This is a genomic window from Gammaproteobacteria bacterium (genome assembly GCA_017999615.1).
In the GTDB taxonomy this organism is placed as follows: Bacteria; Pseudomonadota; Gammaproteobacteria; order JAABTG01; family JAABTG01; genus JAGNLM01.
Genome location: JAGNLM010000001.1, coordinates 213,372 through 227,453, shown reverse-complemented (window position 1 = coordinate 227,453; position 14,082 = coordinate 213,372). Strand labels below are relative to the sequence as shown.

At 69.9% G+C, this 14,082-nt stretch carries 14 protein-coding genes; 4 read left to right on the top strand and 10 right to left on the bottom strand.

The window, feature by feature from the left end; all coding sequences use genetic code 11:
- Nucleotides 1–25: 25 nt before the first annotated feature.
- Nucleotides 26–1,813, bottom strand: coding sequence for a thiosulfohydrolase SoxB (gene soxB, locus KA217_01055; protein MBP7711042.1), 1,788 nt, complete (start codon nucleotides 1,811–1,813; stop codon nucleotides 26–28).
- 188 nt (nucleotides 1,814–2,001) lie between these two features.
- Between soxB and KA217_01050 the strand changes: the two genes are divergently transcribed.
- From KA217_01050 to hemL, 4 genes are read left to right on the top strand one after another with little or no spacing between them, the layout of a single operon-like run.
- On the top strand, nucleotides 2,002–2,553 hold the full coding sequence (locus tag KA217_01050; protein ID MBP7711041.1) for a class II aldolase/adducin family protein: 552 nt from the start codon (nucleotides 2,002–2,004) through the stop codon (nucleotides 2,551–2,553).
- Nucleotides 2,554–2,562: 9 nt separating this feature from the next.
- Entirely contained in the window at nucleotides 2,563–3,378 is an 816-nt protein-coding gene (locus KA217_01045) for a hydroxymethylpyrimidine/phosphomethylpyrimidine kinase (protein MBP7711040.1), read from the top strand.
- On the top strand, nucleotides 3,375–4,004 hold the full coding sequence (locus tag KA217_01040) for a thiamine phosphate synthase (GenBank protein ID MBP7711039.1): 630 nt from the start codon (nucleotides 3,375–3,377) through the stop codon (nucleotides 4,002–4,004). The genes KA217_01045 and KA217_01040 overlap by 4 nt, the downstream gene beginning before the upstream one ends.
- Nucleotides 4,001–5,287, top strand: a complete 1,287-nt coding sequence (hemL, locus tag KA217_01035) for a glutamate-1-semialdehyde 2,1-aminomutase (protein ID MBP7711038.1) — start codon at nucleotides 4,001–4,003, stop codon at nucleotides 5,285–5,287. The genes KA217_01040 and hemL overlap by 4 nt, the downstream gene beginning before the upstream one ends.
- A 7-nt stretch (nucleotides 5,288–5,294) precedes the next feature.
- On the opposite strand, the gene glmS is transcribed toward hemL, so the two are convergent.
- The 9 genes from glmS to atpE form a co-directional block, all read right to left on the bottom strand.
- Nucleotides 5,295–7,127 carry a glutamine--fructose-6-phosphate transaminase (isomerizing) gene (gene glmS, locus KA217_01030; protein MBP7711037.1) on the bottom strand — a complete coding sequence of 611 codons (1,833 nt, stop codon included), beginning with the start codon at nucleotides 7,125–7,127 and terminating at the stop codon, nucleotides 5,295–5,297.
- 124 nt (nucleotides 7,128–7,251) lie between these two features.
- The gene (gene glmU, locus KA217_01025; protein ID MBP7711036.1) at nucleotides 7,252–8,280 is read right to left on the bottom strand and encodes a bifunctional UDP-N-acetylglucosamine diphosphorylase/glucosamine-1-phosphate N-acetyltransferase GlmU; all 1,029 of its coding nucleotides are present in this window, start codon (nucleotides 8,278–8,280) and stop codon (nucleotides 7,252–7,254) included.
- Between the two features lie 42 nt (nucleotides 8,281–8,322).
- Nucleotides 8,323–8,745, bottom strand: coding sequence for a F0F1 ATP synthase subunit epsilon (locus tag KA217_01020; GenBank protein ID MBP7711035.1), 423 nt, complete (start codon nucleotides 8,743–8,745; stop codon nucleotides 8,323–8,325).
- 19 nt (nucleotides 8,746–8,764) lie between these two features.
- Nucleotides 8,765–10,141: a F0F1 ATP synthase subunit beta gene (atpD, locus tag KA217_01015; protein ID MBP7711034.1), complete on the bottom strand. Its 1,377-nt coding sequence runs from the start codon at nucleotides 10,139–10,141 to the stop codon at nucleotides 8,765–8,767.
- A 72-nt stretch (nucleotides 10,142–10,213) separates the two neighbouring features.
- Nucleotides 10,214–11,074, bottom strand: coding sequence for a F0F1 ATP synthase subunit gamma (gene atpG / locus KA217_01010; GenBank protein ID MBP7711033.1), 861 nt, complete (start codon nucleotides 11,072–11,074; stop codon nucleotides 10,214–10,216).
- A gap of 40 nt (nucleotides 11,075–11,114) precedes the next feature.
- Nucleotides 11,115–12,656: a F0F1 ATP synthase subunit alpha gene (atpA, locus tag KA217_01005; GenBank protein MBP7711032.1), complete on the bottom strand. Its 1,542-nt coding sequence runs from the start codon at nucleotides 12,654–12,656 to the stop codon at nucleotides 11,115–11,117.
- Nucleotides 12,657–12,708: 52 nt separating this feature from the next.
- Nucleotides 12,709–13,242 carry a F0F1 ATP synthase subunit delta gene (locus KA217_01000; GenBank protein MBP7711031.1) on the bottom strand — a complete coding sequence of 178 codons (534 nt, stop codon included), beginning with the start codon at nucleotides 13,240–13,242 and terminating at the stop codon, nucleotides 12,709–12,711.
- The gene (locus KA217_00995; GenBank protein ID MBP7711030.1) at nucleotides 13,239–13,724 is read right to left on the bottom strand and encodes a F0F1 ATP synthase subunit B; all 486 of its coding nucleotides are present in this window, start codon (nucleotides 13,722–13,724) and stop codon (nucleotides 13,239–13,241) included. Before KA217_00995 ends, KA217_01000 begins: the two co-directional genes overlap by 4 nt.
- Nucleotides 13,725–13,788: 64 nt before the next feature.
- On the bottom strand, nucleotides 13,789–14,073 hold the full coding sequence (gene atpE, locus KA217_00990) for a F0F1 ATP synthase subunit C (protein ID MBP7711029.1): 285 nt from the start codon (nucleotides 14,071–14,073) through the stop codon (nucleotides 13,789–13,791).
- Nucleotides 14,074–14,082: the final 9 nt, after the last annotated feature.

The following is a 14,082-nucleotide window of genomic DNA, read 5'->3' as shown; positions in this document are numbered from 1 at the left end:
GACGCCCGCCGCGCGCGGCGATGGCTCAGCTCAGCACGACGCCGGTGTACTCGGCAATCCCGGGGTTGTCCCTCACGTTCCTGAGCTTCGGCTCGTTCACCTTTTTCACCCGCGCGGACTTCTGCGCACGCAGGTAACCCGCGACCACGTCCCAGACGTGCGGACCCGGGGCCTGGCTCCCCACCGTCGCCCAGCCCGCCACCTTGTACTTCTTGCCGGCCTCCACCTTCTCGCCGTTGTCGAGGGTCATCTCGGAGACGCGCCTGCCCATCCCCTCGAGCGGGTCGAGCACGTAGTCCAGACCGCCGACCCGGACCATGTCGCCGCCCTGCTGATAGTACGGGTCCTGGTTGAACAGGTTGTCGCAGACATCCTCCAGGATCACCTTGACCTCCGCGCCGGTCATCTCCCGGACGTAGGTCTCGGGATAGGTGATGCAGGTCTGGTCGAGGACGTGCTCCATCGTGATCATCTGACCGGGCAGGACGGTGGTGCCCCAGCGGAACCCGGGGGAGAGCGAGATCTGGGCGTCCCCCTGCACCCGCAGTGCGTCGCAGATGAGCTGGTCGAACGTCCCGTTGAAGTTGCCGCGGCGGAACATCAACTGCTCGGCCACCGCGAGCTCCTCCCGCAGCACCGAGAGGTGCGGCTTGCGAACCTCGGTGATGAGCTTCTCCATCTCCGGGTCAGGGGGCAGCAGGTTGGAGAACACCGGCACCAGGCGGTACCGGTAGCCCCTGACCTTGCCCTCGCCCAGATCGAAGTCCATCACGCCCACGAATTTGCCCTGCGACCCGGCATTGGTCACCAGCGTGACGCCGCCGCGGTTCCTGACCTCTACCGCAGCCGGCACGCCGTCGTGGGTGTGACCGCCGAAGATGGCGTCGATCCCAGTCACGATCGAGGCCATCTTCAGGTCCACGTCCATGCCGTTGTGGGAGATGACCACCACGGCGTCCGGCTTCTCCTTCGCGCGCACCTCGTCGACCACCTTCTGCATCTCGGCATCGCGGATACCGAAGGTCCAGAGAGGAATGAAGCGCTGGGGATTCGCGATGGGCGTGTAGGGAAACGCCTGACCGATCACCGCGACCCGCACGCCGCCGAGCTGCTTCACGGTGTAGGGTTGGAACGCGCGGCCGGTGTTCTCGTTGAAGCCCGGGTATTTCGCGAAGGGGTAGTCGAAGAGGGCGTCTTCGGTGACCGTGATGTTCTGGGCGACGAAGTCCCCCTGGAACTGGCCGAGATTCTCCAGCACCTCGGTGTCCCGGTAGGTGAACTCCCAGTGGCCCGTCATGACGTCGACGCCGAGCAGGTTGCAGGCCCGAACCATGTCCTTGCCGCGCGTCCAGTACGCGGTGCCCGAGCCCTGCCAAGTGTCACCACCGTCCAGGAGCAGGGTACGGTCCTTGCCGTAGCTCTCCCGCAGGCGCGTCACCAGCGTCTTCAGGTGCGCGAATCCGCCCACCTTGCCGTATTGCTCCGCCTCCTTCGCGTAACCGAGGTAGGTGAACGCATGAGCCTCCAGGCTGTCGGGCTTCACCTGGAACTGGTCCATCAGGTGCCTGCCCACGAGGTGCGGGGCCTTGCCCTTTGCCTCGCCCACGCCGAGGTTGACGTTGGGCTCCCGGTAGTACACCGGCAGCAACTGGGCGTGCGCATCCGTGATGTGCAGCAGGCGCGCGTTGCCGAACTTCGGCAGCTCGTAGAAGTCTCCGGGGACCTTCTGCGCGGCGAAGACCGACCGCGGCAGCATACCGGCCGCACCGGCGAAACCGACGAGGCGCACGAAATCGCGACGGGTGAGAGACATGGGGTGACCTCCTCCGATGGGATTGCCCGTCGCTTCGGGAGGACGGGCCTGTTCGAGCTTATTGCGGCGGAGACCGGGGTGAGACCGGCGAGCCGGACCCGATCCGCCGCTCCCTGACGGGCTTCTCGATTATGCCCGCCTCCACCCTTCGATTGCACGCCGGCCCCGGGTCGCCGATCATGCGTGGCATGGACCCACGCTCCGACCTCGTCCGGCACTATCTCTGGCTGCGGCGCTACGGCCTCAACGACTCCCACAGCGGCAACGCATCGGTACGCGACGGGGACCTCGTCTGGGTGACCCCGACCGGGTGCTGCGCCGACACGCTGCGCCCCGCGGACCTGCTCCCCTGCGCGCTCGACGGACCGCCCCCGGGCGGTGCCTCGCTCGACGCCCCGCTGCACCTCGCGGTGTACCGCCGGAACCCGGGGCTCGGGGCCGTCCTGCACAGCCACGGGCCCCACACGGTGGCGCTCACCTTCGAGGGCGGCGACTACGACCCCCCGGATTTCGAGGCCCAGTACTACTTCGGGCGGGTCCCCGTTCTGCCCATCCCCTACGACCGCTATCTCGCCGAGGCCCCGGAGGCCGTCTCCCGGGCCCTCGCGCAGCACCGGGTCGCGGTGGTCCGCGGGCACGGCGTCTTCGCCGCCGCCCCGAGCCTCAACCTGGCGTACAAGTGGACCTGTTCCCTGGAGCTCTCGGCCCGCACCGCCTATCTTGCCCGGACGCTTGGCTAGAATTACAGCATGTCGTTCCCACCGGCCACCGTGCCGACCGTGCTCGTGTTCGCCGGCCTCGACCCGACCGGGGGCGCCGGCCTGCAGGCGGACACCGAGGCCATCGCGAGCATGGGCTGCCACGCCGCGCCGGTGGCTACCGCGCTCACGGTGCAGGACACCCGCGACGTTTACGCGAGCTATCCCGTCGACCCCGGGACGCTGATCGAGTCCGCCCGGGCCGTCCTCGAGGACCTGCCGGTTGCCGCCTGCAAAGTCGGGCTCGCCGGCAGCGTCGCCCTGGTGGAGGCCATCCACTCGATCCTGGTGGACTACCCGGAGCTGCCCCTCGTCCTCGACCCGGTGCTCGCCTCGGGGGCGGGGTCTCCACTCGCCGCGGGGGACACCCAGGCCGCGCTGGTGGAACTGCTCCTGCCCCGCACCACCGTGCTCACCCCGAACAGCCGCGAGGCAAGGGCGCTCGCGCCCGAGGCGGATTCCCTGGAGGCGGCCGGCCAGGCGCTCCTCGACCGGGGCTGCGAGCTGGTGCTGATCACCGGCACTCACGAGGCGACGCCCCGCGTGGTCAACCTGCTCTACGGCAACCTCCGCCAGCTGGAGAGCTTCGAGTGGGACCGCCTGCCCGGGGAATACCACGGCTCGGGCTGCACGCTGGCCTCGGCGATCGCGGGGCTCCTGGCCCAGGGGCACGAGCCGCTCACCGCGATCCGCCAGGCCCAGGAGTACACCTGGGAGTCGCTCAAGCACGCCTATCGGACCGGCCACGGTCAGCTCATCCCGAACCGGCTCTTCTGGGCCCGCAGCACGCGGGCGAGCCGGACTTGAGACCCTGTCGGGGCCTGTACGCGGTCACCGACGGGGGGGACCGGCCGGTCGGGGACCTGGTCGCCCGGGTGGATCAGGTCCTCCTCGGCGGCGCGGTGCTGGTCCAGTATCGCGAGAAGACCGGCGACACCCGGCGGCGCGGCCGCGAGGCCGCCGCCCTGCTGGAGCTCTGCCGCGCCCGGGGGGTCCCGCTCATCGTCAACGACGACGCGAGACTCGCCCGCTCCCTCGGGGCCGACGGCGTGCACCTCGGGCGCGAGGACCTGCCGGTGGCCGAGGCCCGCGCCCTGCTGGGGCCGGGCCCGATCATCGGGGCCTCCTGCTACGCCGACCCGGATCGGGCCCTCGCGGCCGAGGCCGCCGGCGCCGACTACGTTGCCTTCGGGCGCTTCTTCCCCTCGCGCACCAAGCCGCTCGCCCCGGGGGCGAGCGTCCAGCTGCTCGCGGCCGTGCGGCCCCGGTTGCGGGTGCCGATAGTTGCGATAGGGGGCATCACACCCGAGAATGCCCCTGCACTGGTCGCGGCCGGGGCAGACCTGCTGGCCGTGGTCCACGGACTGTTCGGCGAGCCTGACCCCCGCGCCGCCGCTGCCCGTTTCGCCACCCTTTTCGAGACAGCCCCATGACCCGTTCCCACGACCTCTTCACCGAAGCCCAGCGCTTCATCCCCGGCGGTGTGAATTCCCCCGTGCGTGCGTTCCGCAGCGTCGGGGGCGACCCGGTGTTCGTGCGCCGCGCGGCGGGTGCCTACCTGGAGGACGAGGACGGCCGGCGCTACGTGGATTACGTGGGCTCCTGGGGCCCCATGGTCCTCGGCCACGCGCACCCCGAGGTGATCCGCGTGGTCCAGGAGACCGCGGCCGACGGCCTGTCCTTCGGCGCCCCCACGGTCCTGGAGACCCGCCTCGCCGAGCGGGTGTGCCACCTGGTGCCCTCCCTGGAGAAGGTGCGCTTCGTCTCCTCGGGCACCGAGGCCACCATGAGCGCGATCCGGCTCGCCCGGGGCTTCACCGGCCGGGACGCCATCGTCAAGTTCGAGGGCTGCTACCACGGCCACGCGGATTCGCTGCTGGTGAAGGCCGGCTCGGGCGCCCTGACCCTCGGCGTGCCGAGCTCCGCCGGGGTCCCCGCGGACGTGGCGCGCCACACCCTGACCCTGCCCTACAACGACGCCGGGGCGCTGCGCAAGGCCTTCGCGGAGAGCGGGAAGGCCATCGCCGCCATCATCGTCGAGCCGGTGGCCGGCAACATGAACTGCGTGCCCCCCCAGCCGGGGTTCCTCGAGACCCTGCGCGAGGTCTGCGACCAGTACGGCGCGCTGCTCATCTTCGACGAGGTGATGACCGGCTTCCGGGTCGCGCTCGGGGGCGCCCAGGCGCGGTTCGGGGTGCGTCCCGACCTGACCACCCTCGGCAAGGTCATCGGTGGCGGCATGCCCGTCGGGGCCTTCGGCGGACGCCGGGAGGTGATGGACCACATCGCGCCGCTGGGGCCGGTCTACCAGGCCGGGACCCTGTCCGGAAACCCGGTCGCCATGGCCGCGGGCCTGAAGACGCTCGAGCTCATCGCCGAGCCCGGGTTCTTCGAGCGCCTGGGGACGGCCACCGCGCGGCTCACCGCCGGACTGCGCGAGCGCGCCGCCGCCGCGGGCGTCCCGCTGGTCACGAACCAGGTGGGGGGGATGTTCGGGCTGTTCTTCTCGGACCGTCCGGCGGTGACCTCCTTCGCCGACGTCATGGCCTGCGACGTGGAGCGCTTCAAGCGCTTCTTCCACGGCATGCTGGAAGAGGGCGTGTACCTCGCCCCCTCGGCGTTCGAGGCCGGGTTCGTCTCGAGCGCCCACGGCGAGGCGGAGCTGGCGCACACCTGGCGCGCCGCCGAGCGGGTGCTCGCGCAGCTGGCGGGGTAGCCCGCGCCTACTCGACCGTCACCGACTTCGCGAGGTTGCGGGGCTGGTCCACGTCCGTGCCCTTCTGCACCGCCACGTGGTAGGCGAGGAGCTGCAGGGGCACCGTGTAGACGATGGGCGCCGTCCACTCGCCGACCGCGGGGACATCCATGACGTGCACGTCCTCCCGGGACACGAAGCCGGCCTCGGCGTCGGCGAAGACGTACAGCTGGCCGCCGCGCGCCCGCACCTCCTGGAGGTTGGACTTCAGCTTCTCCAGGAGCGCGTCGTTCGGGGCGACCGCGATCACGGGCATGGAGGAATCCACCAGCGCGAGCGGCCCGTGCTTGAGCTCGCCCGCCGGATAGGCCTCGGCGTGGATGTAGGAGACCTCCTTCAGCTTGAGCGCCCCCTCCATCGCCACCGGGTAGTGAAAGCCCCGCCCGAGGAACAGGGCGTGGTGCTTGTCCACGAACCGCTCGGCCAGACGCGCGACGATGGGGTCGAGCTCCAGCGCCTTCTCCACCTGGCCGGGGAGCGCGAGCAGCTGGCGCACCACGTCGGCCTCCGCCTCCGGGGAGAGCCCCCGGCGCCGGCCCAGCACGACGGCCAACAGCAGCAGGGCCGTGAGCTGCGTGGTGAACGCCTTGGTCGAAGCGACCCCGATCTCCGGCCCGGCCCGGGTCATCAGGACGAGCGACGACTCGCGCACCAGCGAGCTCTCGGGCACGTTGCAGAGCGCGAGCGAGGGGCCGAACCCCATCTCGCGCGTCGCCCGCAGGGCGGCCAGGGTGTCCGCCGTCTCGCCGGACTGGGAGATGGTCACCACGAGGGTGTCCGGGTCCACCACGTGGCGCCGGTAGCGGAACTCGCTCGCGACCTCCACGTCGCAGCGCACCCCCGCCAGCTGCTCCAGCCAGTACCGGGCCACCAGGCCCGCGTGGTAGCTGGTCCCGCAGGCGACGATCTGCACCCCCCTCACCCGATCGAAGGTCGCCGAGGCCGCGGGGCCGAAGGCCGCCTCCAGGACCCGCCCGTTCGCGAGCCGCCCCTCCAGCGTGTCGGCCAGCGCCCGGGGCTGCTCGAAGATCTCCTTCAGCATGTAGTGGCGGAACCTGCCGCGCTCGACGGCGTCGGCCGTCAGCTCGCTCACCCTGACCTCACGCTGGACCGGAGCCCCACCGGCCCCGTAGATCGTCAGGCTCGCACGCCGCAGGTCGGCGACGTCTCCGTCCTCCAGGAAGATGAAGCGCTGGGTGACCGGGAGCAGGGCCGAGACGTCCGAGGCGATGAAGTGCTCGCCGATCCCCACCCCGATGACGAGGGGGCTGCCCCGGCGGGCCGCGACCAGCCGCCCCGGCTCCTTCCGGGAGACGACCCCGATGGCGTAGGCCCCCTCGAGATCGAGGGCGGCGGCCTGCACCGCCCCGAGCAGGTCCCGACCCTGCTCGAGATACAGGAAGACCTGGTGGGCGATCACCTCGGTGTCCGTCTCCGAGGTGAACCGGAAGCCCTGGGCCAGCTGGCGCGCTTTCAGGGCCTCGTAGTTCTCGATGATCCCGTTGTGCACCACCGCCACGGTGTCGTTGCAGATGTGCGGGTGCGCGTTCGCCTCGCTCGGCACCCCGTGGGTGGCCCAGCGCGTGTGGGCGATGCCGAGCCCGCCGCGCAGGGGGCTCGCCTCCAGGGACCGCACCAGCTCGGCGACCTTGCCGGAGACGCGGACCCGGCCGAGGCCCCCCGCGCCGTCGATGACGGCGACGCCCGCGGAGTCGTAGCCGCGGTACTCCAGACGGCGCAGGCCTTCGACGAGGATGGGCAGGACGTCGCGCTCGGCGACCGCTCCAACGATGCCGCACATGGGATGCTCCTGGGACTCCGGTCGTGGCTCGAGTGTACAGCGGCGGGCGGTGGCTGATCCTGAGCGGGCGCCCCCGAAGGCGCGTCGCGGCGAAGCCCCTCGGGCCTGCGCCCCGACCCTGCCCTTACGGGAGGTGGGCCCCGCGACCCTTCCCGGCCCGGACCCAGGAGAGCGGGTCCAGCCAGCTGCCGGGCCCGACGCACGCGCCTTCGACGACGCAGTGGGCGCCGATCTCGGCGCCCTCCCCCACCTCGGCGTCCCGCAGGACGGCGCCGGGGCCCACGCGGACGCGGTCACCCAGCACGACCCGCCCCTCCAGCACGACGTTCACGTCGAGGAACACGTCGCGCCCCACCGTGACCTCGCCCCGGACGTCGAGGCGCGCAGGGTCGGCGAGGGCCACCCCGGAGAGCAGCAGGCGCTCGGCCTGGCGGCGCTGGTAGGCACGCTCCAGCTCGGCGAGCTGCAGGCGGTTGTTCACGCCGAGCACCTCCGCCAGGGCCCCCGGCTGCACGGTACGGACGGGCAGTCCCTCGGTGACGGCCTGGCCGATGACGTCGGTGAGGTAGTACTCGCCCTGGGCGTTGTCGTTGCCCAGCCGCGCGAGCCAGCCCCGCAGGCGCCCGGCCGGCACCGCAAGGATCCCGGTGTTCACCTCCCGCACCGCGCGCTCCGCGGGGGTGGCGTCCTTCTCCTCGACGATCCGCGACACCCGGCCCGCACCGTCCCGGATCACCCGTCCATAGCCCGTGGGCACGTCGAGGTCGACCGTGACGAGGGCCAGGGCGTCGGGCCCGGCGAGCGCGACCAGCTCGCGCAAGGTCTCGACGCGGGTGAGCGGCACGTCGCCGTAGAGGACCAGCACCGTGTCGGCGTCCGCCACCACCGGCATGGCCTGGGCGACGGCGTGGCCCGTGCCGAGCTGCCGGGCCTGCTCCACCCACTGCACCGGCATACGGGCCAGGCGCTCGGGCACCACCCGCCCGCCGTGCCCGTAGACGACCACGACCCGCGCGGGGTCGAGCTCCAGCGCGGTGGCGACGACGTGGGAGAGGAGCGGCCTGCCCCCCAGGGGGTGCAGGACCTTCGGCAGGTCGGAGTACATCCGCTTGCCCTGGCCGGCCGCCAAGACGACGACAGAGAGGTCGCTCATGTCGGATATCGAGCCCCGGCAGGTGCCGGGGCTGAGTCGCTGCTAACGCCCCTTCTTGCGCAGGCGCCGGATGGCCGCGAGCTGGGCGATGGCCTCGGCCAGCTCGGCCTGCGCCTTCGCATAGTCGATCTTGGCCGTCCGGTCCTTCAGGGTGCGCTCGGCGGTGGCCTTGGCTTCCAGGGCCTTGGCCTCGTCCAGATCCTTGGCCCGGAGCCCCGTGTCGGAGAGCACGGTCACGAGATGGGGCTGCACCTCGAGGAACCCCCCGGAGACGTAGAAGGACTCCTCCTCGCCTCCGGGCAGCTTGACCCGCACCTCGCCGGGCTTGAGCTCGGAGAGGAACTGGGCGTGCCGCGGCAGGATGCCCACGTCGCCCATCAGCGCAGGGGCGATGACCATCTCCGCGACGCCCGAGAAGACTTCGGACTCGGCGCTGACGATCTCGACCCGGATGGTCATGGCCATAGGAAGATCACTCCGCCGCTCAGAGCTGCTTCGCCTTTTCCACCGCCTCGTCGAGCGATCCGATCATGTAGAAGGCCTGCTCGGGCAACTGGTCCATCTCCCCTTCCACGATCGCCTTGAAGCCCCGGATGGTCTCCCGGAGCGGCACGTACTTGCCCGGCGTGCCGGTGAAGTTCTCCGCCACGAAGAACGGCTGGGACAGGAAGCGCTGGATCTTGCGGGCCCGGGACACGGTGAGCTTGTCGTCCTCGGACAGCTCGTCCATGCCCAGGATCGCGATGATGTCCTTCAACTCCTTGTAGCGCTGCAGGGTCTTCTGCACGCCCCGCGCCACCTCGTAGTGCTCGTTGCCCACGACCAGCGGATCGAGCTGCCGACTGGTGGAGTCGAGCGGGTCCACCGCGGGGTAGATGCCGAGCTCGGCGATCTGGCGCGAGAGCACCAGGGTCGCGTCCAGGTGCGCGAAGGTGGTCGCGGGCGACGGGTCGGTCAGGTCGTCCGCGGGCACGTACACCGCCTGGATGGAGGTGATGGAGCCGGTGCGGGTCGAGGTGATGCGCTCCTGCAGCGCGCCCATCTCCTCCGCGAGCGTCGGCTGGTAGCCCACCGCGGACGGCATGCGCCCGAGCAGCGCGGACACCTCGGTGCCTGCGAGCGTGTAACGGTAGATGTTGTCGATGAAGAGCAGGACGTCCCGGCCCTCGTCCCGGAAATACTCGGCGATGGTGAGACCGGTGAGGCCGACGCGCAGGCGGTTGCCCGGCGGCTCGTTCATCTGCCCATAGACCAGGGCCACCTTGTCGAGGACCCCGCCGTCCTTCATCTCGTGGTAGAAGTCGTTGCCCTCGCGGGTGCGCTCGCCGACACCGGCGAACACCGAGTAGCCGCTGTGCTCGACCGCGATGTTGCGGATGAGCTCCATCAGGGTGACGGTCTTGCCGACGCCGGCGCCCCCGAACAGGCCGACCTTGCCGCCCTTCGCGAACGGGACGATGAGGTCGATGACCTTGATGCCGGTCTCGAGCAGCTCCACCGTCGACGCCTGGTCCGCGAAAGCCGGGGCGCTGCGGTGGATGGCCCAACGCTCGGGCGCCTCCACCGGGCCCTTCTCGTCCACGGGCTCGCCGAGCACGTTCATGATCCGCCCGAGCGTCGCGGTGCCCACGGGGACCGAGATCGGCCCGCCGGTGTTGCGCACCGGCACCCCACGTTGGAGGCCGTCACTCGAGCCCATGGCGATCGTGCGCACGACGCCGTCCCCGAGCTGCTGCTGCACCTCCAGCGTCAGCCGCCCGTCCTCCAGGACCAGCGCGTCGTACACCTTCGGCACAGACTCGCGCGGGAACTCCACGTCGACCACGGCGCCGATGACCTGAACGATCTTCCCCGAGCTCATCTTCTCTTACCCCTTGGGCCCCGATGAAAGGGCTCGAATCGGTTCCGGGCGCGCGCGAGCGCGACCCCATCCTCAGACCGCTGCCGCGCCGCCCACGATCTCCGAGATTTCCTGCGTGATCGCGGCCTGGCGAGCCTTGTTGTACGCGAGCTGCAGCTCGTCGATCAATTCGCCGGCGTTGTCGGACGCGGACTTCATCGCCACCATGCGGGCCGCCATCTCGGAGGCGACGTTCTCCACCACCCCCTGGTAGACGAGCGACTCGATGTAGCGCGTGAGCAATACGTCCAGAACCCCCTTCGGCTCCGGCTCGTACAGGTAGTCCCAGTAGTAACTCCTGGTGTCCTCCTCCGAGGGCACGAGGGGAACCAACTGCTCGATGCGCGGGCGCTGGGTCATCGAGTTCACGAACTCGTTGTAGGCCATGTAGATCCGGTCTACCGCCCCTTCCGCATAGCGGTCCAACATCACCTTGACCGAGCCGATCAGGTCCTGGAGCGAGGGAGAGTCGCCGAGGTGCGTGCGCTGGGCGAGCACGTTCGCGCCGATGCGCCGGAAGAAGGCGTTGGCCTTGGTCCCGAACAGCACGAAGTCGAACTCGACGCCCGCGTCCCGCAGCTTTCGCATCTCCGCCACGGTCGCCCTGAACAGATTGACGTTCAGGCCCCCGGCCAACCCCCGGTCCGAGGAGAGCACGATGAAGCCGGCGCGCCGCAGCTCCCGGTGTTCCATGAACGGGTGCCGGTACTCCGGGTGCGCACTGGCCAGGTGCGCGATCACCGTGCGGATCTTCAGGGCATACGGCCGCGCCGTCGCCATGCGGTCCTGGGAGCGCCGCATCTTGCTCGCCGCGACCATCTCCATGGCCTTGGTGATCTTCTGGGTGTTCCGGATGCTCTTGATCTTCGTCCGGATTTCTTTCGCGCCCGCCACGGTGTCCCCTCGCGCTGTGCTGCCTCGCCGGTCCGCTGCCTCAGAAGACTGGGCGCGACTTGAACGTGTCGAGCGCCCGCTTCAACGCCTGCGCTATGTCGTCGTCGAAGGCACCGCTCTCGTTGATCCTGGCCAGCAGGCCGGACTGCTCGTCCGCCATGTAGCGCAGCATCGCCGACTCGAACTCCACGACCTTCTTTAGCGGAACGTCGTCGAGATACCCGCGGTCGACTGCGAAGAGCGACACCGCCTGCTCCGCCACCGACATGGGCGAGTACTGGCGCTGCTTCATGATCTCCGTGACCCGCTGGCCCCGCTCGAGCTGCTTGCGCGTGGCGTCGTCCAGGTCGGAGGCGAACTGCGCGAAGGCGGCCAGCTCCCGGAACTGGGCCAGCGCCAGGCGGATACCTCCGCCGAGCTTCTTCACGATCTTGGTCTGGGCCGCGCCGCCCACGCGCGAGACCGAGAGGCCCGCGTTGATGGCCGGGCGGATGCCCGAGTTGAACAGATCGCTCTCGAGGAAGATCTGCCCGTCCGTAATCGAGATGACGTTCGTCGGCACGAAGGCGGACACGTCGCCGGCCTGGGTCTCGATGATGGGCAGCGCCGTGAGCGAGCCGGTGCGGTTGGTGATCCGCCCGCCGGTCGTCTTCGTGACGTATTCGGCGTTGACGCGAGCCGCACGCTCGAGCAGCCGCGAGTGCAGGTAGAACACGTCGCCCGGGTACGCCTCGCGGCCCGGCGGACGGCGCAGCAGCAGCGACACCTGCCGGTAGGCCCAGGCCTGCTTGGTCAGGTCGTCATAGACGATCAGCGCGTCCCCGCCCCAGTCGCGGAAGTACTCGCCCATGGCGCAACCGGCGTAGGGCGCGATGTACTGCATGGCCGCGGATTCGGACGCCGGGGCAGCGACGATTACCGTGTGCTCCATCGCGCCGTATTCCTCGAGCTTGCGCACGACGTTGGCAATCGAGGAGGCCTTCTGCCCGATGGCGACGTAGATGCACTTAACGCCGGTGCCCTTCTGGTTGATGATCGTGTCGATCGCGATGGCGGTCTTGCCGGTCTGGCGGTCGCCGATGATCAGCTCGCGCTGGCCGCGGCCGATCGGCACCATCGCGTCGATGGCCTTCAGTCCCGTCTGCAGCGGCTGACTGACCGACTGGCGGCTGATGACACCAGGGGCCACCTTCTCGATGGGCGAGGTGTTCTGGGTCTCGATGGGCCCCTTGCCGTCCAGCGGCACGCCGAGGGAATTCACCACCCGCCCGAGTAGCACATCCCCGACGGGGACCTCGAGGATTCGCCCGGTCGTGCGGACCGTATCCCCCTCGGTGATGTGGCGGTACTCCCCAAGGATGACCGCGCCGACGGAATCACGCTCCAGGTTGAGCGCGAGACCGAAGGTGTTGTTGGGAAACTCGATCATCTCGCCCTGCATCACGTCCGATAGGCCGTGAATGCGCGCGATGCCGTCGGTCAGACTGACCACCGTCCCTTCCGTCCGTACCTCGGTGGCCAGGTTGAAGGACTCGATCCGCTTGCGGATCAGGTCGCTGATCTCTGTCGCGCTCAGTTGCATCTTCGAACCCCTGTCTGACTCCCGACCCTGTGCCCAGACCGCTGCCGCTTCGTCAGGCGAGCGCGCCGGCGAGCTGGGCAAGACGCCCCTTTACGGAGCCGTCGATCACGCGGTCTCCCGCGCGAATCACGACACCGCCGATGATCGACGAATCGACCTTGACCTCGAGGTCGACCTCGTGCCCGAGACGGTCGCGCATCGTTCGCGCGATCGCCCCCTCCAACTCGGCTCCGAGCGGGTACGCCGAGCGCACCTCCACCGTCTCCCGGCGCTGGGCCCGGGCCCGCTCGGCCTCGAACTGCTCGGCGATCCCCGGCAGCAGTCCGAGACGCTGGTTCTCCACCAGCATGCGAACGAAGTTACGCGACTGCTCCGACACCCCGTCGCCGAGGATCGAGAGCAGGAGCTCCGAGAGCGTATCCCTGGGAACCCGCGGGTCGGCGATGACGTCCCGCATGAGCGGGTCCGAGACCACGGCCGCCAGAAAACTCAGCAGGTCCGACCACTCGGCGACGGCATCCCCCTGCCACGCGATGCGGAAGACGGCCGTCGCGTACGGCCGGGCGAGCCTGGCGTGTTCCTTCATGCGGACTGGCCCTGCAGGTCGGCGACCAGCTTGTCGAGCACGACGCGGTGCTGCGCCTCGTCGACCTCCCGCCCGAGCACCTGCTCGGCGCCCCTGATCGCCAGCGCCACCACTTCGCGGCGCAGACCCTCGCGCGTACGGTTGGCCTCCTGCTCGATCTCGGCCCGCGCCGCGGCGACCATCCGCTCGCCCTCGGCACGGCCGGCGTCCTTGGCCTCTTCGATGATGTCCGCGGTGCGCTTCTGGGCGAGCGAGATCAACTCGTTCGCCTTGTCGTGCGCCTCGCGGATGATCTCCATGGCGCGCTTCTCGCCGAGCTCCTTGTCCCGCAGACCGCGCTCGGCCGCCGCCAGACCGTCGGCGATGCGCCTCTTGCGCTCCTCCAGCATGCGCAGCATCGGCTGCCAGAGGACGGCCTTGATGAACAGGACGAGCACCGCGAAGGTGATCATCTGACCCAACAGCGTGGCGGTGAAATTCACTGTCCGACTCCCGTTGCGAGCGTGACCGCGCCCTGCGCCGCGTCGCAGACCCTGAGCGTCGCGCCTATCCCGCGATGGCGGCCTTGGCAGCGCTGATGAAGGGGTTGGCGGTCACGAACCACATGGAGATACCGAGCACGATCATCGGGAAGGCCTCCATCAACCCGCCCGTAAACAGCATCTGGCCGAGCAACTGGGCGCGCATCTCGGGCTGGCGGGCCAGGGACTCCAGGTACTTCGAGGCGATGATGCCCCAGGAGAACGTGGTGGCAAGGGCCGCCGCGGTGAGGATGATACCGACCACCCACGCGGTGTTGGTGTACAGGCTGGTAACCAGTTCAGGACTCATCACAGCTCT

What these genes read in the sequence shown, in the direction of transcription:
- KA217_01000 (MBP7711031.1), bottom strand. Translation starts at nt 13,242, where the DNA reads ATGAAGGAACACGCCAGGCTCGCCCGGCCGTACGCGACGGCCGTCTTC.
- hemL (MBP7711038.1), top strand. Translation starts at nt 4,001, where the DNA reads ATGACCCGTTCCCACGACCTCTTCACCGAAGCCCAGCGCTTCATCCCC.
- atpA (MBP7711032.1), bottom strand. Translation starts at nt 12,656, where the DNA reads ATGCAACTGAGCGCGACAGAGATCAGCGACCTGATCCGCAAGCGGATC.
- KA217_01045 (MBP7711040.1), top strand. Translation starts at nt 2,563, where the DNA reads ATGTCGTTCCCACCGGCCACCGTGCCGACCGTGCTCGTGTTCGCCGGC.
- soxB (MBP7711042.1), bottom strand. Translation starts at nt 1,813, where the DNA reads ATGTCTCTCACCCGTCGCGATTTCGTGCGCCTCGTCGGTTTCGCCGGT.
- atpD (MBP7711034.1), bottom strand. Translation starts at nt 10,141, where the DNA reads ATGAGCTCGGGGAAGATCGTTCAGGTCATCGGCGCCGTGGTCGACGTG.
- atpE (MBP7711029.1), bottom strand. Translation starts at nt 14,073, where the DNA reads ATGAGTCCTGAACTGGTTACCAGCCTGTACACCAACACCGCGTGGGTG.
- KA217_01050 (MBP7711041.1), top strand. Translation starts at nt 2,002, where the DNA reads ATGGACCCACGCTCCGACCTCGTCCGGCACTATCTCTGGCTGCGGCGC.
- glmS (MBP7711037.1), bottom strand. Translation starts at nt 7,127, where the DNA reads ATGTGCGGCATCGTTGGAGCGGTCGCCGAGCGCGACGTCCTGCCCATC.
- KA217_01020 (MBP7711035.1), bottom strand. Translation starts at nt 8,745, where the DNA reads ATGGCCATGACCATCCGGGTCGAGATCGTCAGCGCCGAGTCCGAAGTC.
- glmU (MBP7711036.1), bottom strand. Translation starts at nt 8,280, where the DNA reads ATGAGCGACCTCTCTGTCGTCGTCTTGGCGGCCGGCCAGGGCAAGCGG.